A 17,487-nucleotide genomic window follows, 5' to 3' on the forward strand; every position below is an offset into this window, starting at 1 on the left:
CCGCGGCTCTGCACGGACCCGCGGCCGACCGCGCCGGCCGAGATCACGTCGTACACGTCCTACCTGGGGGACCGCCGGGTCACGTTGCCCGCTCGCTGAACGGGGTCGCCTGGTGGAACCAGAGCAGCCAGCGGCCCTCCGTGCGCCGCCACAGCGAACTGCGGTGTGCGCGGCTGCCGTCGTACTCCGTGTCGTAGGTGAGGTGGACCAGGTCCGGGGCGAGCTGCACGCCTCTCAGGGCGGAGACGGCGACGGGCCGGGCGCCGGACTCGGTGGTCGCGGCCAGGGAGGCGATGATGGCGGCCCGGCTCCAGTGCCGGCCGGAGGCGCCGAACTCGTGGAAGTCGGGGTGGAGCAGCGCCCCGACCCGCTCCGGCGATCGGCGGACCTTCGGGGTGAGCAGGGCGAGTTCGCCCTCCATCGCGGACTCGACGGCCGGGTTGTGCTCAGGCACCGGTCATCTCCACCAGCTTGACGACGGTGTTCCAGTTGCGGGTCGTGGCGATCACGCCCTTGTTGATGCGCGGTTTCGACAGGTGTTCGGCGAGCTTGGAACGGCCCAGGCCGTTCGGGGCGTACAGGTACAGGGCCCGGTCGGCGAGGCGGAACTCCTCGGGGAGGTAGGCGTCCTGGTCGATCTCCGCGAAGCGGTCTGCGGTGACGGGGGTGGAGAAGTAGGTGACGTGGAGCTGCTTGGCCTCCAGGTCGGCGGCCGGGAACGGGCAGGCGTCGGCGACGGCCCGCAGATAGGCGTGGTCGCGCACGATCACGTCGACGCCGAAGCCGAAGCGCTTGTCGATGGCCTGCGCGATCTCGTCGGCCAGCGACTCCTCGCTGCCGTGGCCGGCGGAGAACACGGCCTGGCCGCTCTGCAGGTAGGTGCGTACGTCGTCGTGGCCGAGGCCCGCCAGGAGGGTGCGCAGGTCGGCCATGGGGACCTTCCTGCTGCCGCCCACGTTGATTCCGCGCAGCAGGGCCGCGTATGTCGTCGTCATCCGCTCACGATAAGGCGGCCGTCGTGCCCCGTGGGGGTGGGCACGACGGCCGCCGCGGGCAGCTGCCCGGCACCGTAAATTACTCACCGGTCTTCGCGGGGCACAACCGTCTGCTCAGGATCCACACACCCGGGGAGCCCGAATTGTCTCGCGATAGGTGTAGGGGACCACAGTCCGTGGGGGTCCTCCCCAGTGGGGAGGGAGCTCGCTCCGTGGGGATGAGTTCCGGCCCCGCCACTTCACCGGGCAGCACGACGAGATGGCTTTATCCGGCCCATACCTTCGAAGCGGAAGGGGGCGGCAGGGGGCCGCCACCGCATCACGAGGGGGCAAGCCCGTCATGGGGAACGGAGACATACGGGTGCGGGGCCTCGCCGCCCGGGCCGGCGGCTGGAGCGCCCGGCACCGATGGGCTGCCGTCGGTATCTGGGTGCTGTTCGTCGTCCTGGCGATGGGGCTCGGTTCGGCAGCGGGCCGGGTCGACGTCAAGGACAGCGACCAGCTGAAGGGCGAGACGCACACCGCCGCGCGGATCATCGAGGACGCCGGGATCGACGAGCCGGCCACTGAGACCGTGCTGATCCAGGCCGAGAGCGATGACCTGAAGGCGACGGACGCCGAGTTCCGGGACGCCGTCGACGCCGTCGTGCGGGCCGTCGAGGGGACCGGCCGGACCACCGAGGTGACCTCGCCGTACGACACGAAGACGATCTCGAAGGACGGCCGCAGCGCGCTCGTGCAGTTCGACATGCGCGGCGAGCCGGACACCGCCGGCGAGCGGGTCGAGCCGGTGCTGAAGGCCGTCGAGGGCGTCCAGCAGGAGCACGAGGCGCTGCGGATCGAGGAGATCGGCGGCGCCAGCATGATGAAGACGTTCGCCGACGCGTACGGCGACGACTTCAAGAAGGCCGAGTACTCCGCGGTGCCGGTGGCCTTCGGCATCCTGCTGATCGCGTTCGGCGCGCTGGTCGCGGCGCTGCTGCCGGTGGTGCTGGCGATCACCGCGATCATGGCGACGATGGGTCTGATGGGCGTCGTCAGCCATGTGATACCGATGAGCGATGCCGCGAACTCCGTGATGCTGCTGGTCGGTCTGGCCGTCGGCGTCGACTACTGCCTGTTCTACCTGCGCCGGGAACGCGAGGAGCGCGAGGCGGGCCGGGACGCGCAGACGGCCCTCCGGATCGCCGCCGCGACCAGCGGCCGGGCGATCGTCGTCTCGGGTGTCACGGTGTGCGTGGCGATGGCGGGCATGCTGTTCACCGGCCTCGCCGAGTTCGAGGCGATGGGCCTGGCCTCGCTGATGGTGGTGGCCGTGGCCATGGTGGGGTCCGTGACGGTGCTGCCCGCGCTGCTGTCGCTGCTGGGCGAGCGCGTAGAGAAGGGCCGCCTGCCGTTCCTGCGGCGGCGCAAGCGGAGCGGCGGGCGTCAGGACAGCCGGTTCTGGACGGCCGTGCTGCGGCGCGTCCTCGCCAAGCCGGTGGTCGCCGTCGTCGTGGCGGCCGGTGCGCTGCTGGCCATCTCGGCCCCCGCGCTCGATATGAAGACGCAACAGCTCACCCTGGACCAGGAGTTCGGTGACTCGCTGCCCATCGTGCAGACGTACAACCGGCTCAACGACGCTTTCCCGGGCGGTTCCGAACCGGCCGAGGTGATCGTCAAGGCGCACGACATCAACGCGCCGGAGGTGAAGTCCGCGCTCGCCGACTTCCGTGACCGGGCGATCAGTTCGGGCGCTTCGCGGGGCCCGGTGGAGATCAAGCTGCACGACGCGCGGAACGTCGCGTTCGTCTACGTCCCGCTCGTCGGCGGTTCCGATCTGGACAAGGCGGAGGCGAGCCTGGACAAGCTGCGTGAGGAGGTGCGTCCGGCCACGCTCGGCAAGGTCGACGGGGTCGAGGCGCCCATCACCGGGCAGGTCGCGGGTTCCAAGGACTTCAACGACCAGCTGGCGGGCGCGGTCGTCCCGGTGTTCGCGTTCGTCGTGGTCTTCGCCTTGGCGCTGATGCTGCTGTCGTTCCGTTCGCTGACCATCGCGGTCACGTCGATCGTGCTGAACCTGCTGTCGGTGGGCGCCGCGTACGGCATCCTCGTCGCTGTCTTCCAGCACGGCTGGGGCGCGTCCCTGGTGGGCGCGGAGGGCGTCGGCGCGATCATCACCTGGCTGCCGCTGTTCCTCTTCGTGATCCTGTTCGGCCTGTCGATGGACTACCACGTGTTCGTGGTCTCCCGGATCCGCGAGGCGCGGCTGCGGGGCCTGGCGACGAAGGAGGCGATCCGGCACGGCGTGGTCACCACGGCCGGGGTGGTCACCAGTGCCGCGGTCATCATGGTCGCCGTGTTCGCGATCTTCGGGACGCTGTCCATGCAGTCCATGAAGCAGATGGGCGTCGGCCTCGCGGCCGCGGTGCTCATCGACGCGACGATCATCCGGGGTGTACTGCTGCCGGCCGTGATGGCGCTGCTCGGCGAGCGCAACTGGTACCTGCCGAAGTGGCTGCACCGGCTGCCGGACCTCACGCACGACGAGACGCCCCAGGCGGTCACCCGACCGGCGGCACGGGACGACGAGGGTGAGCCCCTCAAGGTCTGATCGCCGCGGTGGTGCGCAGGGCCTGTTGGTTGCCGAAGCAACCAACAGGCCCTTCCGTGCGCTCGCGTCAGGTCAGCCGGCGCACCTGGAGCACCCGCTCGTCGCAGCGCACGATCTCCAGCTCGCGGTCCGGGCGGGTGCCGCCGACGGTGAGCGCGATGTGACGGTCCGACAGGAGCCGCCAGCGACCGGGTACGGCGCCGGGGGCGTCACCGCGCCCCAGCGGGTGGTCGACGAAGGTGCCGTCGGGCACGAACTCCATGCCGCGGCGCCCGCGCGCGGGCGGGAAGGGGAAGTCGTCCGGCCGGTAGACCCGCACGTCCTCGTGGTCCTCCTCGTAGGAGTGGAGCCACGAGCGGAACAGGTCCGGCGGGGGCTCTCGCATGACCGGCCACCTCACTCGTCCGACACCGTCCACATTGCCGCTCTTATGCCGAAGTGCCTAGAATTATCAGTGTATGGGTTCGGAGGGAACGGGCAACCGACCGCTCCGCCCGGCGTCGCCCGGCCCTCGCGGCGCGTGTCAGACGCGCAGTTCCGCAGCCGCGTGCGCGGCACACCCCAGCTCCCCCAAGGGGGAAGCCATGTCCGATGCGCAGGCATTCCATCGCGCCACCTCGCCCGACTACAGCCGCTGGTGCGGCGCCATGGAGGTGCACCGCAGACTCCTCACCCTGAACCCGGAGTACGCCGAGAACCGGGCCCTGATCGAGAACACCGCGTTCGCCTACGAGTCGATGGATCAGGTCACCGCCCGGCAGGGCCTGATCGACATCCCCGTCGTCGTGCACGTCGTGCACAGCACCCCCGAGCAAGACGTGAGCGACGCCCAGATCCACAGTCAGATCGACGTCCTCAACCAGGACTTCCGCGCGAGCAACCCGGACGTGAGCAAGGTGCCCGCGATCTGGCAGGACCTGGTGGCCGACGCACGCCTGCAGTTCCACCTCGCCCGGACCGACCCGCTGGGCCGCCCCACGGACGGCATCACACGGACCCGGAGCGCGAACGCCGACTGGGACACCGACGACCTGGTCAAGTTCAGCCTGAGCGGGGGCCAGGACGCCTGGCCCGCGGACGTCTACCTGAATCTCTGGGTCTGCCGGCTGCGCCGCGGGCTGCTGGGCTACGCCCAGTTCCCGGGCGGCGCCGCCTCCACGGACGGCGTGGTCGTCACGCACACCGCCCTCGGGACCACCGGCACCGCCACGGCACCGTTCGACGGCGGCCGCACGGCCGTGCACGAGATCGGGCACTGGCTGAACCTGCGGCACATCTGGGGCGACGACGACGAGGGGTGCAGCGGCAGCGACTTCGTGGCGGACACCCCCAACCAGGCCGGGGCGAACACCGGTTCACCCCGCTTCCCCCATGTGACGTGCAGCAACGGACCGGACGGCGACATGTTCATGAACTACATGGACTACACCGACGACGCCGCGATGTTCATGTTCACCAAGGGCCAGTCGGCACGCATGGACGCCACGCTCGACAACGCCCGCCTGACCCTCACCCGCCAGGCCGTCGCGGTGTGACGACGGCCTGACCAGTGCCCCGGCAGGCAACGTTCGGCCCGTCGCGACGCCCGGCACGCTCCCCCAAGCTCTTCGAGCGGGGGGGGGACCCCCACTCGCCGCACCGGCCGAAAGCCCAAGTACGTCCAGTACGAGGACTTCCGGCCGGCACGCCGAGAGCACGCACCGGACGCCGCTCCTTGACGGGCCAACGTTGCCCGCCGGAGCACTAGCTCCGGCGGGCGGTCAGTTCGGCCTCGATGAGGTCGGCCGCGCGCCTGGTGCCGCCCTCCTGGGCCGTCTCCGCCTGCAGTTCCTTCAGACGCCGGGCGACCTCCGGATCTCCGACCAGGGCGAGGGCCGCGGCGCGCAGGGTCTCGGCGGTCGCCTCCTGCGTGGGGACGCGGCGGGCGACGCCGAGGCCCTGGAGCATCTCCGCGTTGCCGAACTGGTCCACGGCCTGCGGTACGGCGATCATCGGCGTCGCGGTGGCCAGGCCCTCCTGGCTGCCGCCGGCGCCGGCGTGCGTGACGAACAGGTCGGCCTGCTTCAGGATGGCCAACTGCGGCACCCAGGAGTGCACCTCCACGTTCGCCGGGACGTCCGCGAACTCGGCCCGGTCGACGTGCTTGCCGACCGAGAGCACCAGATGCCAGCCGGGCAGGTCGCCGAACGCCTTGACACACTCCCGGTAGAAGCCGGACTGCTTGGTGAAGGCGGACCCGAGGGACACGAGCACGACCTTCTCGGCATCGGCCGGGCGCTGCCAGCCGCCCTCGGCGGTGCGGTCGCCCTGGCAGGCGCCGACGAAGGAGTACACGCGCTCGTCGACACGGTCCGCGTTCGGCTGGAGCGCCTTCGGGAGCAGGACGATCGAGCGGTCGGGCCGGCCCCCGAAGTCGTCGGGGTGCTGTGTGATCCCGTTCTCCTCGAGCCAGGCATGGAAGCGGGCGTAGTAGGCACGGCCCCGTTCGGTCTTCTTCGGCTCCTCCCACAGGGGCCGGGCCACCTCCTCCTCGTACCCCTCCCAGACGACCATGGCCGGCGAGAGGGAGACCGCGGGGACGCCCCAGCGGTGGGCCAGGACCCGGCCCGGGTAGGAGGCGATGTCGTGCAGGACGAGGTCCGGCTCGTCACCCTCGTACGCCTCGATCAGCTGCGGGAGGGCCTGGATCGCGTCGGCGAGGAACGGCTCCACGTTGTCCAGCAGTGTGCTCCCCCACGCTTCCGGGTCGTCGTCGGGCGAGGGCAGCGTGGAGTTCCAGGGCTTCGCCTCGGCGCCGGTGTCCGCGACCTTGTCCGCGAAGACGGGCGGGATCGCGTAGGTCACCCGGTGGCCGCGCGCCACGAGCTCGCGGATCACCTCCAGACTCGGGTTCACGTGGCCGTGGGCGGCGATGGAGAACATGGCGATGTGGGCGCGACTGGTCATGCGCCGACCGTACGCGAGACGATACGTCTCGTGCAACATGAATTCCGTCAGCGCTGATAGCGCGCCAGCACCAGGTTTCCGTCATCCTCCAGACGGGCTCTCAGCTCCCGGAGGCCGATCGCCCCGCTGTAGTACTCCTGGAACGCGGGGGTGGCGACCTTGTCCTTCCACTCCGGGTAGCCGCGGACGGACTGGGCCGGGGCCGGGCGCAGGTGCTCGGCGAGGGCCGTGCCGGTGGCCCAGCCGTCCTTCGTCCGGTGCAGGGCGGGGTCCTTCAGGGCCTGGCTGCCGGTGGGCAGCATCCAGTCGCCGAGGGCGAGCCGGACCATGTTCGCCGGCCTGAGAAGGAAGTCGAGGAACTCCGCGGCCTCCTTCTTGTGCGGGCTGTCCTCGGCGATGGAGAGGGTCTGCGGGCTGACGCCCTGGGTGAGTCCGCCGGCGCCCGCCGGGGCGGGCAGAACCTGCCAGTCGAAGCCCTTCGGGGCCTGCTGGACGATCTGCTGACGGTAGGAGAAGCCGAGCGGGACCATCGCGTACCTGCCTGCGAAGAAGCCGGGCAGCGTGTCGGAGCCGCCGCTGCCGAGGGTCGTGGGCGAGGCGCTGCGGTCGGTGTTCGCCTGGCCGTGGACGGTGCGCGGCACCACCTGGTCGGCCGCCTCGAACCGGACCGTCACCTTGCCGTCCGGCCCCCGGTGGAAGAGCCGTCCACCCGCCGACAGCGAGAGGTTGAGCGTGGCGGAGACGGGTTCCTTCAGCGGCCAGGCGACGCCGTACTTCCCCCGGCCGCTGAGGCGCTCGGTGATCCGGCGGAACTCGGCCCAGCTCCACGGCTTCTCCGGCGTCGGGATCCGTGTGCCGGACTGTCGGAGCCACTTCGCGTTGGCGATCAGCACGCGCGGTTCCTGGAGGAACGGCACCCCGTAGAGGCCGTCCCCGAAGGCGGTCGTCTCCCAACTGCGCCGCGGGATGTCCGACTTCAGCCTCGCGGACAGCAGGCCGGTGAGATCGGCCAGGTAGCCGCCGTAGGCGAAGTCCGCCAGATCGTCGGAGGCGTCGTGGATGATGTCGGGCGCCTCGCCGCCCTCGAAGGCGGTGAGGAGCTGGTCGTGGACGCTGTCCCAGCTGCCCTGGACGTACTCGACCCGGACATCCGGGTGGGTGGCGTTCCACTCCTTCACCAGCGCCCTGTTGGCCTCGACGGACTCCTCCTGCCAGGCCAGGGACTGGAAGCGCAGGGTGATCCGGCCGTCGTCGCGGGTGCCGCCGGAGGAGCAGCCGGCGAGCAGCAGCAGGAGGACCAGGGCCAGCAGACGGGTGCGCATCAGCTCTTCACCGCCCCGGTGAGCATGCCGCCCGTGATCCGCCGCTGGATGACCGCGAAGACGACCAGCGAGGGCAGGGTCGCGAGGAACGCGGCCGCGGCGAGCGGACCGAGGTCGGCGACGCCCTCGGCGCCGATGAAGTGGGTGAGGACCACGGGAAGCGTCTGTTTCTCCGGTGTCTTGAGGAGGACGAGCGCGAAGAAGAACTCGTTCCACGCGGTGATGAACGCGAACAGCGCGGTCGCCACGATGCCCGGCGCGAGCAGCGGCGCGGTCACCGACACCAGCGTCCGCACCCGGCCCGCCCCGTCGACCGCCGCCGCCTCCTCCAGCTCGGGCGGCACGGCCCGTACGTACCCGGCGAGCATCCACAGCGCGAAGGGCAGCGCCCACACCACGTACACCAGCACCAGCCCCGGCACGGAGTTGATCAGGCGGAGGTTCTTCAGCGCGAGGAACAGCGGGATGATCAGCAGGACGAACGGGAACGCCTGGCTGACCACCACCCAGCCCGTCACCGCCTTCGCGAGCCGGGTGCGGCGCCGGGCGACGACGTAGGCCATCGGTGTCGCGATCAGGACGGCGACGACGGCCGCCGCGAGTGCGGCGAGCAGGGAGTTGAGGGCGGCGTGCAGCAGCGGCTGTTCGTCGAAGGCCTGCCGGAAGTTGTCGAGGGTGGGGTCCTCGGGGATCCACCTCGGGTGCAGGCTGCCGAGCTCGCGCGGCGGCTTGAACGCGGTGGAGACCAGCCAGAGGAACGGGAAGGCGAGGAAGACGAGGTACGCGAGCAGCGCGGTGTACTGGCCGACGCGGGCCGGGCGGCCGTTCCTCACGAGTCGTCACCTCCCCTGAGGCGGCCGGCGAGGAACACCGCCAGGGCGATCGAGATCACGGCCACCATCACGCAGCCCATCGCCGCCGCGTAGCCGAACTGCCCGTAGCGGAAGGCCTCTTCGTAGGCGAAGAGCATGGGCAGCCGGGTCCGGCCACCAGGGCCGCCGTTGGTCAGCACGTAGACCAGGGCGAAGGAGTTGAAGTTCCAGATGAGGTTGAGCGCGGTGATGGCGAGGGCGATGGGTTTCAGGGCGGGCCAGGTGACCGTGCGGAAGCGGCGCCAGGCGCCGGCGCCGTCGACCGCCGCCGCCTCGTGGAGTTCGCGCGGGGTGTTCTGAAGCCCGGCGAGCAGCGCGACCGTCGTCTGGGGCATGCCCGCCCAGACGCCGACGAGGATCACGGCGGGAAGCGCGGTCGCCAGTCCGCTGAGCCAGTCCCGGTCGCTGCCCAGGCCGAGGTCGCGCAGGGTCTCGTTGAGGATGCCCGCGTCCGGGTTGTAGACGAGCCGCCACATGATGCCGACGACGACCTCGGGCATGGCCCAGGGGATGATCGCCAGGGCCCGGGCCAGCCAGCGCAGCCGGAGGTCCTGGTTGAGCAGCAGGGCGAGGCCCAGCGCGAGCAGGAACTGCGGCACGGTCACCCCGACCGCCCACACCAGCCCGATCCGGAACGACTCCCAGAACAGCGTGTCGTGCAGCAGGTCCCGGAAGTTGAGGGCGCCGATCCACCGGGTGGGTGCGGTGCGGCCCGACTGGGCGTCGGTGAAGGCCAGCAGGATCCCGTACAGCAGCGGCCCGACACTGAGGACGAGGATCGGGATCAGGGCGGGGAGCACCAGGAACCAGGCGCCGTGGTCGGCGGCTCGCCGGGGCCGGTCCCCGCCGGGTCTGCGGCCGGCCCGTCTCCTCGGTGGCGAAGGTGGTGAAGCCTCGGTCACCGTTGTCACGGAATCAGCCCCTTTGCAGGCTCGGACCAGCCTGGTCATGCTCGTGAAGGCCGTGTGCCTCGTCAAGACACCGCGTACGCCGCCCGACCTGTGCCGATGCGACACTGACCGAGGGATGGCCGGAACCCGACGGCCGACGCGTGGACGACGGAGGCGGACGATGGACGAGGCGCGGGCGCGGGACGTACTGGCCGCGGCGGCGGTGCTGCCCGGCGCGGCCCGGAAGGCGCGACTGCTCGCCCTGGGCGAGAACGCGGTGTTCGCCGCCGGTGATCTGGTCGTCAAGGTCGGCCGTGACGCCGAACTCCTCGACCGGGCGCGTCGCGAGCTGGACATCGCGGTGTGGCTCGCCGAGGTGGGCGTGCCGGCGGTGCGGGCGGCCGAGCCGAAGGCGCTGCTGGTCGACGGGCACCCGGTGACGGTGTGGCATCGGCTGCCGGATGCCGTACGGCCCGCCGAGCCGGGGGATTTGGCCGAACTGCTACGGGTCGTGCATGCCACACCCCTTCCTCCCTTCGAACTCCCGGCCCGTGATCTGCTGGGCGGTGTGGAGCGCTGGTTGCGGCTCGCGGGGGATGCGATCGATCCGGCGAACGCGGCGTATCTGCGCGAGCGGCGGGACGGGTTCGCCGCTCGGGCCGCCGCGCTCACGCCGCATCTGCCGCCGGGGCCGATCCATGGGGACGCGCTGCCGCGCAATGTGCACGTCGGCCCGGGCGGGCCGGTTCTGGTCGACCTGGAGACGGTCTCCACCGACCTGCGCGAGCACGACTTGGTGGTGATGGCGCTCTCCCACGACCGGTACGGGCTCACGGACGAGGCGTACGCGTCCTTCACCGAGGCGTACGGGTGGGACGTTAGGGAGTGGGACGGGTGCTCGGTGTTGCGCGGCGCCCGGGAGACGGCCAGTTGTGCCTGGGTGGCCCAGCACGCGCCGAGCAATCCGAAGGCGCTGGCCGAGTTCGAGCGTCGGGTGGCGTCCTTGCGGGAGGCCGATGAGACGGTGCGGTGGTATCCGTTCTGACGGGCCCGGCTTACGCGTCCGCCAACTCCCTCAGCGGCCACGCCCCGTCCACCGAAGCCGTCGTGTCGCCCTTGCCGCGCAGGAAGCTCTGGAAGTCCGCCGCCCACTGCGCGTACCACTCGATCTGGCGGTGGTGCAGGGCCGCCGGGCCGAGGGTGGCGATCTTGGGGTGGCGGTCGGCTATCGCCACGGCCAGGCGGGCCGCCGCCAGGGCGTCGGCCATGGCGTCGTGGGCGGCGTCGAGGACGACGCCGTACTCGGCGCAGACCGCTTCGAGGTTGCGTTTGCCGCGGCGGTAGCGGTCGACCCAGCGGTCGATGGTGTACGGGTCGATGACCGGGGCCGGGTCCGCGCCGCCCAGGCGGTCGCGCAGGGACGGCAGACCGTGGCGCCGCAATTCGGCGGAGAGCAGGGTGAGGTCGAAGGTCGCGTTGTAGGCGACGACCGGTACGCCCGTCTTCCAGTAGGAGGTGAGGACGTCGGCCAGCGCGTCCGCCACCTGGTCGGCCGGCCGGCCTTCGGCCGCCGCCCGCTCGTTGCTGATGCCGTGCACCGCCACCGCGTCCTCGGGGATCGGCACTCCCGGGTCGGCCAGCCACTCGCGGCGCCCTATCGGCTTCCCGCCCCTGACCTCGATCACGGCCCCCGTGACGATGCGCGCCTCGCGCGGATCCGTGCCCGTCGTCTCCAGGTCGAAGCCGACCAGCAGCTCCTGGTGCCAGCCCATGGGCCGTCCCCCTTCTTGTGGTGCGTTCCCCCAGTGGTCTCCACCTTCCCACGCACCACTGACAATCAGAGGACCGCGTTCCGCTCACCCCGGCGGCGGGCCGGAGAACCACCGCACACCGGGGCACAGTTCATGACACCGGCCGCGAATCCGCCCACATCACCTCGAACTCCTCGCGGTACGTGGGGAAGAGGCCGCTTTCGTCCATCTCGCCCGACTTGACCACCTTGCCGGCGTTGCGCAGCACGAACACCGGTGCCTCCATGCCGCGGGTGCGGCGCAGATAGCTCTGCACGACCGCGATGCCGTCCGCTCCGTCGCCGTCCACGAGATACGCCGTGAAGCGGGGCGTCTCGTCGAAGACCTGGATCTCGAAGGCGCCGGGGTCGCGCAGCCGGGCGCGCACCCGGCGCATGTGCAGGATGTTCATCTCGACGGCCCGGCTGAGCTCGCCGCGCTTGATGCCGAGTTCGCGCTCGCGGCGCTTGACCGCGCTGGAGGCCGGGTTGAGGAACAGCAGCCGCACCCGGCAGCCGGATTCGGCCAGCCGCACCAGCCGCCGGCCGGAAAAGTTCTGCACGAGCAGGTTGAGTCCGATGCCGATGGCGTCGAGGCGGCGGGCGCCGCCGAAGATGTCCTCGGCCGGGAACTGCCGCATCAGCCGCACCCGGTCCGGGTGGACGGCGACCACGTCGGCGTACCGGTCGCCGACCAGGTCCTCGACCGCGTCGATCGGCAGCCGCCGCGCCGAGGGCACGTCGCCGCCCGCCCCGAGCATCTCCAGCAGCCGGGCCGAGGCCCGCTCGGCCTGGTTCAGCACGGCCTCGGACAGGGCCCGGTTGCGGGAGACGACGTTCCGGGTGACCTCCAGCTCGTCCAGGGCGAGTTCGACGTCGCGGCGGTCGTCGAAGTACGGCTCGAAGCAGGGCCAGTGCTGCACCATCAGCTCGCGTAGCTGCGGCAGGGTGAGGAAGGAGAGCACGTTGTCGTCGGCCGGGTCGAGCAGATAGCCCTTGCGGCGGCTGACCTCGCGTACGGCGACCGCGCGCTGCACCCACTCCTGGCCGGCCGGTCCGGCGGCGGCCACCACCCACTCCTCGCCGTGGACGGGTTCGTAGACGGGCCGCAGCACGGCGGCGACCACCGCGCGCAGCCGCTGCTCGACGAGGTTCAGCCAGATGTAGGCCCGGCCGGCCCGCTGGGCGCGGGTGCGCACCTCGCGCCAGGCGTCGGCGTCCCAGTCCAGTTCCGGGCCGATCGAGCCCGTCGCGTCCATCGGCCGCGCCAGGGACACGGCACCGGTCGGGACGTCAGCGGAGCTCCCCTCGTGACCCTCGTCACCAGGGGGCAGCTCCAGCCCTCCCGAGCCCACCCGCGCACCGCCTTCCGCTCCCCCGAGCACTCCCCTTGTCAACGATCAAGGAAGGGTACTCCGGGAGCGGTCGGCGGTGCAGCCGGATGGGCAGGGTAGTTCTCAACTCCGGGGACGCCAGTGCCCGTTCTGCCAGCCGAGCTCGGCCGGAGTGAGCGGATTCATAGCGGTGACGTCGCGCGGGGCGATGGAGAAGCCCTGCCAGTGGACGGGCATGGGCTGCTGGTCCTCGTCCCGGGCTATGTGGTGGAAGCCGATGTTCATCCAGACCACCGGGTGGGTCAGGGCCTGTCCGTTCACCCACTTGTCGACGGACTTCCCGGCTCCCGGACCGCAGTTGCCGGGGTTGTGGCTGGCGAACAGTTCGCACTTGTTGTACTGCGTGACGTACAGGTCGCGCTTGGTGTAGCTGCGGCCCGGGTACTTGGTCGTGACCCCGGGGACGATCTCGTAGGAGCGCGCGTGTCCGTCCTTGTTCTTTCCGGTCGCGCTGACCATGCGCCACCAGCGGTAGTTCTTGCTGTCCCCGGCCATTTCCTTGGTGACCTTGGTGCGGGTGGTCTTGGTGGTGGGGGCGCGCTGGCCCCGGGTGGGCGCGGTGACGGTGGAGTCGTACTGCTCGACGCGGTTCTTCGTGGAGCCGTCCAGTGCGAAGTCGAGCCGCCAGAAGGCGTTGTGGCTGTGGCTGGTGGACTTGGCGCTCGCGCCCTTGCCGATGGGCCAGCCGCGGCCGTCGCCGGCGTCGTAGTCGTCCCAGGAGAGGCTGCCGGTCGCGCCGACGTTCATGGTGATGGCGCCGTCGTCCTGGAAGCGCCACTCGGTCATGTACTCGTACCAGCCGACCTGGTTGACCGTGTAGACGAGGAGGTCCTTGCCCTGAGCCTGGAAGACCTTGTTCGCCGTGTCGCCCTGCATGCGGTAGGCGTGGCCGCGGGAGCGGGTGGTGGTGCACAGGCCCTTGACGTTCGGGTCCTCGTTCCAGGAGTCCGGGACCTTGACGGTCTTGATGGCCCCGCCGGGGCACTCGCTCGGCGCCAGGTTCATCAGGCCCTGGGCGAAGTCGAAGCCGGTGAGGTCGTCGTACTCGACCGAGCCGTCGTCGTAGGGGACGTGGATCTGGCCCAGGCGGGCGCTGTTGAGGACCCTGATCGGTTTGGGTTCGCCCTTGGGCTGGTACGAGATCTTCTCCAGGACGAGGCCGGCCTTGCCGTCGTAGCGCCAGCACATCCGCCAGGTGGTGCCGGAGGAGAGCTTCTGCTCGATGCGGTAGGCGGCGCTGCAGTCGGCGGCCGGTGCCGCGGCGGGGGCGGCCTTCGGCTGGGCGGTGGCCGGTCCCGCGCCGGCCGTGGCGCCTGCGGCCAGCGCGGCCACGGTCAGGCCCACGGCCGCCCGGGTGCGGGCCTTGGTGTTGCTGTTCACGCGCATGACGAGATGACTCCCTGACGAAGAGGCGCGAGGTGGACGGGTGAGCGAAGAGGGTGGGTCAGCGGCCGAGCCGGGCGACCTTGCGGGCGCTCAGGTCGATCACCAGCGACCTGGCGTCGACCCACGGGCCGTTCTTGATCTTCGGGAACAGCCGCACGCAGCGGTGTTCTCCGCACCGGTCGAGCACGGCGGGCTGGGCGCCCGGCGCGGCCCGGTAGACGGCGCCGCTGAGCTGGAGCTGGTCCGCGGAGGTGAGCGCCTTGCCGGTGGCGTCCTTGTAGTCGGCCTTCAGGCCCGAGCCCAGCGGGTCGGCGATCAGCAGACCGGCCGCCTCGGCCTTCTCGGCGCGGCTGAGCGGCGGCTGGACGCCGTGCTGGGTGCCGGTGCTCACCACCTCGCCGGTGCCGAGATCGACGGTCCTGGTGACGAGGGTGTCGTCCCGGTAGTCGTAGAACGTCACGTCGGCACGCCGGGGCGCGTCCGGCCTGCCGGCCTCGTCGGCCTCGGGTTCGGCGAGGTCGACGCCGAGGGGCTGCGGACCGCGGGCCCCGTCCACGCTCTCGCTGCTCCGGAACAGCTGCCGGCTGAGGGCGATCTTCTCGGCCCGCTCCAGCTCGTCGTCGGTCAGCGGATCGCGGCCCTCGCCCTGCTGCCCTTCGGCGGGCGCCGCCTCGACGACCCCCGGCGCCACGGCCCGGCCGCCGGCCGCCGCATCGCCGGCCCCGGCGGCCCCCGCGGCCCCCGCGGCCCCCGCGGCCCCCGCATCCTGCGGGACGGACTGCCCCGCCCGGGTCCCGGTGTCGTCCGCCCCGGCCGTGCCCGGCAGGGTCACCGCCAGGCCACCGCGATGGCCGTACCTGCCACCATCTTGCCCAGGTGGCGGTGCACTATGTTGCGCACGTCTTCTCCCTACTCCCCCAACAGCCCCGGGAGTATGTGTCTGCCCCATTGGTTCGGCATACCGCGTATGCACTGGTCACTCGGCAAGAGGGAGATAAGTCATAGGAGGTTCCCTCACTTTCGGGGAGACTCGGGACCAAGGCGTCCCCACCGGCGCCGCACACCTGAAAGAGTCGTATCCATGCAGGTCTGGCCTGGCGAGGCGTATCCACTCGGTGCCACGTACGACGGCGCCGGTACCAATTTCGCGGTCTTCTCGGAGGCCGCGGACCGAGTAGAGCTGTGTCTGCTGCACGACGACGGCTCCGAGACGGCGATCGAGCTCCGGGAGAGCGACGCGTTCGTGCGGCACGCGTATGTGCCGGGCATCATGCCGGGGCAGCGGTACGGGTTCCGCGTGCACGGCCCGTACGCCCCGGAGCGCGGGCTGCGCTGCAACTCCGCGAAACTGCTGCTCGACCCGTACGCGCGTGCGATCAGCGGGTCGATCCGCTGGGGCGAGGAGGTCTACGGCTACCACTTCGACGATCCCGACCGGCGCAACGATCTCGACTCGGCGCCGCACACGATGACGTCGGTCGTGGTCAACCCCTACTTCGACTGGGGCGACGACCGGCGCCCGCGCACCGAGTACCACCACACGGTGATCTACGAGGCCCATGTCAAGGGCCTCACCATGAAGCACCCGGGCCTGCCGGAGGAGCTGCGCGGCACCTACGCGGCCCTCGCGCACCCGGCGATCATCGAGCACCTCACCGAGCTCGGGGTCACCGCCCTGGAGCTGATGCCCGTCCACCAGTTCGTGAACGATCACCGACTGGTCGACATGGGCCTGAACAACTACTGGGGCTACAACACCATCGGCTTCTTCGCCCCGCACAACGCCTACGCGTCCTGGGGCGACCGGGGCCAGCAGGTGCTGGAGTTCAAGTCGGCGGTCAAGGCGCTGCACGAGGCCGGGATCGAGGTGATCCTCGACGTGGTCTACAACCACACCGCCGAGGGCAACCACCTGGGCCCGACCCTGTCCTTCAAGGGCCTGGACAACTCCCGCTACTACCGGCTGACGGACGACCCCCGCTACTACATGGACACGACAGGGACCGGGAACTCCCTGCTCATGCGGTCCCCGCACGTGCTCCAGCTGATCATGGACTCGCTGCGGTACTGGGTCACGGACATGCACGTCGACGGGTTCCGCTTCGACTTGGCGGCGACGCTCGCCCGGCAGTTCCACGAGGTGGACCGGCTGTCGTCGTTCTTCGACCTGGTGCAGCAGGACCCGGTGGTCTCCCAGGTGAAGCTGATCGCCGAGCCGTGGGACGTGGGCGAGGGCGGCTACCAGGTGGGCAACTTCCCGCCGCTGTGGACCGAGTGGAACGGCAAGTACCGGGACACCGTGCGCGACCTGTGGCGGGGCGAGCAGCGCACGCTCGCGGAGTTCGCCTCGCGGCTGACCGGCTCGTCCGACCTGTACCAGGACGACGGGCGCCGACCGCTGGCCTCGATCAACTTCGTGACCTGCCACGACGGCTTCCCCCTGCACGACCTGGTGGCCTACAACGACAAGCACAACGAGGCCAACGGCGAGGACAACCGGGACGGCGAGAGCCACAACCGGTCCTGGAACTGCGGGGTCGAGGGCGAGACCGACGACCCGGACGTGCTGCGGCTGCGGGCCCGGCAGATGCGGAACTTCATCGCGACGCTGATGCTGTCCCAGGGCGTGCCCATGATCAGCCACGGCGACGAGTTCGCCCGCACCCAGGGCGGCAACAACAACGCCTACTGCCAGGACAACGAGCTGGCCTGGGTCGAGTGGCCGGAGGAGGACGAGGACTCGGAGGGCGGGCCGAGCCGGGAGCTGCTGGCCTTCACCCGCGCGATGGTGTGGCTGCGCCGCAACCACCCGGTCCTCCGCCGGCGGCGCTTCTTCCACGGGCGGCCCGTGGAGGGCACGCACGACGACCTGTCCGACATCGCCTGGTTCACCCCGGACGGCCGGGAGATGACCCAGCGGGACTGGGACTCGGCGCAGGCATCGGCGCTGACGGTGTTCCTCAACGGCAACGCGATCTCCGAGCCGGGCGCACGCGGGGAGCGCATCACCGACGACTCGTTCCTGCTGATGTTCAACGCCTCGCCGAAGCCGCTGGAGTTCGTCATTCCGGTCAATCACGGGCGGCAGTGGGAGGTCGTGGTCGACACGGCCCTCCCGGACGGAGTGCCCTCGGACACCGGCCCGAAGGTGCAGGCCGGGGACCGGCTGACCCTGACGGACCGGAGCATGACGGTGCTCCAGCGGCCCGTGTAGCGGCTTTGGCGGCCCGTGGGGCCGTCCGGGCCGTCCGGGGAGGGACCACCGTAGCGTCGTCCGGAGAGAGCCACTCGTCCGGGCGA

Annotated in this window: 14 protein-coding genes and 1 pseudogene; 4 read left to right on the forward strand and 11 right to left on the reverse strand. The window is 71.0% G+C overall.

Annotated elements, in window-relative coordinates:
* Positions 1–79 precede the first annotated feature (79 nt).
* Both G3I77_RS18955 and G3I77_RS18960 read right to left on the reverse strand, forming a co-directional pair.
* Positions 80–454, reverse strand: coding sequence for a nuclear transport factor 2 family protein (locus G3I77_RS18955; RefSeq protein WP_248505289.1), 375 nt, complete (start codon positions 452–454; stop codon positions 80–82).
* Positions 447–995 carry a DUF1697 domain-containing protein gene (locus G3I77_RS18960; protein WP_248505291.1) on the reverse strand — a complete coding sequence of 183 codons (549 nt, stop codon included), beginning with the start codon at positions 993–995 and terminating at the stop codon, positions 447–449. Before G3I77_RS18960 ends, G3I77_RS18955 begins: the two co-directional genes overlap by 8 nt.
* A 340-nt stretch (positions 996–1,335) precedes the next feature.
* On the opposite strand from G3I77_RS18960, the gene G3I77_RS18965 reads away from it, so the two are divergent.
* Positions 1,336–3,588, forward strand: a complete 2,253-nt coding sequence (locus tag G3I77_RS18965; RefSeq protein ID WP_248505293.1) for an MMPL family transporter — start codon at positions 1,336–1,338, stop codon at positions 3,586–3,588.
* Between the two features lie 67 nt (positions 3,589–3,655).
* Here G3I77_RS18965 and G3I77_RS18970 read toward each other — a convergent pair whose 3' ends face one another.
* Positions 3,656–3,973 (reverse strand): hypothetical protein, encoded by a 318-nt coding sequence (locus tag G3I77_RS18970; protein ID WP_248505295.1) that lies wholly within the window; start codon positions 3,971–3,973, stop codon positions 3,656–3,658.
* A 199-nt stretch (positions 3,974–4,172) separates the two neighbouring features.
* On the opposite strand from G3I77_RS18970, the gene G3I77_RS18975 reads away from it, so the two are divergent.
* Positions 4,173–5,123: a zinc metalloprotease gene (locus G3I77_RS18975; protein WP_248505297.1), complete on the forward strand. Its 951-nt coding sequence runs from the start codon at positions 4,173–4,175 to the stop codon at positions 5,121–5,123.
* A 208-nt stretch (positions 5,124–5,331) separates the two neighbouring features.
* On the opposite strand, the gene mgt is transcribed toward G3I77_RS18975, so the two are convergent.
* Genes mgt through G3I77_RS18995 form a run of 4 tightly spaced genes read right to left on the reverse strand, consistent with a single transcriptional unit; the run spans position 5,332 to position 9,639 of the window.
* Entirely contained in the window at positions 5,332–6,573 is a 1,242-nt protein-coding gene (gene mgt, locus G3I77_RS18980) for a macrolide-inactivating glycosyltransferase (RefSeq protein ID WP_248505299.1), read from the reverse strand.
* An 8-nt stretch (positions 6,574–6,581) separates the two neighbouring features.
* Positions 6,582–7,856, reverse strand: coding sequence for an ABC transporter substrate-binding protein (locus tag G3I77_RS18985; protein ID WP_248505301.1), 1,275 nt, complete (start codon positions 7,854–7,856; stop codon positions 6,582–6,584).
* Positions 7,856–8,689 carry a carbohydrate ABC transporter permease gene (locus tag G3I77_RS18990; protein WP_248505303.1) on the reverse strand — a complete coding sequence of 278 codons (834 nt, stop codon included), beginning with the start codon at positions 8,687–8,689 and terminating at the stop codon, positions 7,856–7,858. The genes G3I77_RS18985 and G3I77_RS18990 overlap by 1 nt, the downstream gene beginning before the upstream one ends.
* Positions 8,686–9,639: a carbohydrate ABC transporter permease gene (locus tag G3I77_RS18995; RefSeq protein ID WP_374385706.1), complete on the reverse strand. Its 954-nt coding sequence runs from the start codon at positions 9,637–9,639 to the stop codon at positions 8,686–8,688. Before G3I77_RS18995 ends, G3I77_RS18990 begins: the two co-directional genes overlap by 4 nt.
* 160 nt (positions 9,640–9,799) lie before the next feature.
* Between G3I77_RS18995 and G3I77_RS19000 the strand changes: the two genes are divergently transcribed.
* On the forward strand, positions 9,800–10,663 hold the full coding sequence (locus G3I77_RS19000; RefSeq protein WP_248505305.1) for a phosphotransferase enzyme family protein: 864 nt from the start codon (positions 9,800–9,802) through the stop codon (positions 10,661–10,663).
* A gap of 10 nt (positions 10,664–10,673) precedes the next feature.
* Here the strand turns inward: G3I77_RS19000 and G3I77_RS19005 are convergent, their stop codons facing one another.
* The 4 genes and pseudogenes from G3I77_RS19005 to G3I77_RS19020 form a co-directional block, all read right to left on the reverse strand.
* Positions 10,674–11,390, reverse strand: a complete 717-nt coding sequence (locus G3I77_RS19005; RefSeq protein ID WP_248505307.1) for a 3'-5' exonuclease — start codon at positions 11,388–11,390, stop codon at positions 10,674–10,676.
* A gap of 130 nt (positions 11,391–11,520) precedes the next feature.
* Positions 11,521–12,792 carry an SAV2148 family HEPN domain-containing protein gene (locus tag G3I77_RS19010; RefSeq protein WP_248505603.1) on the reverse strand — a complete coding sequence of 424 codons (1,272 nt, stop codon included), beginning with the start codon at positions 12,790–12,792 and terminating at the stop codon, positions 11,521–11,523.
* 72 nt (positions 12,793–12,864) lie between these two features.
* The gene (locus G3I77_RS19015; RefSeq protein ID WP_248505309.1) at positions 12,865–14,187 is read right to left on the reverse strand and encodes a copper amine oxidase; all 1,323 of its coding nucleotides are present in this window, start codon (positions 14,185–14,187) and stop codon (positions 12,865–12,867) included.
* A 58-nt stretch (positions 14,188–14,245) separates the two neighbouring features.
* Positions 14,246–15,087 (reverse strand): annotated as a pseudogene (locus tag G3I77_RS19020) (Tat pathway signal sequence domain protein).
* A gap of 181 nt (positions 15,088–15,268) precedes the next feature.
* Here G3I77_RS19020 and glgX point away from each other — a divergent pair.
* Positions 15,269–17,401 carry a glycogen debranching protein GlgX gene (gene glgX / locus G3I77_RS19025; RefSeq protein ID WP_248505311.1) on the forward strand — a complete coding sequence of 711 codons (2,133 nt, stop codon included), beginning with the start codon at positions 15,269–15,271 and terminating at the stop codon, positions 17,399–17,401.
* Positions 17,402–17,487: the final 86 nt, after the last annotated feature.

Origin of the sequence: Streptomyces sp. D2-8 (genome assembly GCF_023184515.1) — a bacterium.
Classification (GTDB): domain Bacteria; phylum Actinomycetota; class Actinomycetes; order Streptomycetales; family Streptomycetaceae; genus Streptomyces.

What these genes read in the sequence shown, in the direction of transcription:
- G3I77_RS18960 (WP_248505291.1), bottom strand. Translation starts at nt 995, where the DNA reads ATGACGACGACATACGCGGCCCTGCTGCGCGGAATCAACGTGGGCGGC.
- G3I77_RS18985 (WP_248505301.1), bottom strand. Translation starts at nt 7,856, where the DNA reads ATGCGCACCCGTCTGCTGGCCCTGGTCCTCCTGCTGCTGCTCGCCGGC.
- G3I77_RS18965 (WP_248505293.1), top strand. Translation starts at nt 1,336, where the DNA reads ATGGGGAACGGAGACATACGGGTGCGGGGCCTCGCCGCCCGGGCCGGC.
- G3I77_RS19000 (WP_248505305.1), top strand. Translation starts at nt 9,800, where the DNA reads ATGGACGAGGCGCGGGCGCGGGACGTACTGGCCGCGGCGGCGGTGCTG.
- G3I77_RS19005 (WP_248505307.1), bottom strand. Translation starts at nt 11,390, where the DNA reads ATGGGCTGGCACCAGGAGCTGCTGGTCGGCTTCGACCTGGAGACGACG.
- mgt (WP_248505299.1), bottom strand. Translation starts at nt 6,573, where the DNA reads ATGTTGCACGAGACGTATCGTCTCGCGTACGGTCGGCGCATGACCAGT.
- G3I77_RS18975 (WP_248505297.1), top strand. Translation starts at nt 4,173, where the DNA reads ATGTCCGATGCGCAGGCATTCCATCGCGCCACCTCGCCCGACTACAGC.
- G3I77_RS19015 (WP_248505309.1), bottom strand. Translation starts at nt 14,187, where the DNA reads ATGCGCGTGAACAGCAACACCAAGGCCCGCACCCGGGCGGCCGTGGGC.
- G3I77_RS18970 (WP_248505295.1), bottom strand. Translation starts at nt 3,973, where the DNA reads ATGCGAGAGCCCCCGCCGGACCTGTTCCGCTCGTGGCTCCACTCCTAC.
- glgX (WP_248505311.1), top strand. Translation starts at nt 15,269, where the DNA reads ATGCAGGTCTGGCCTGGCGAGGCGTATCCACTCGGTGCCACGTACGAC.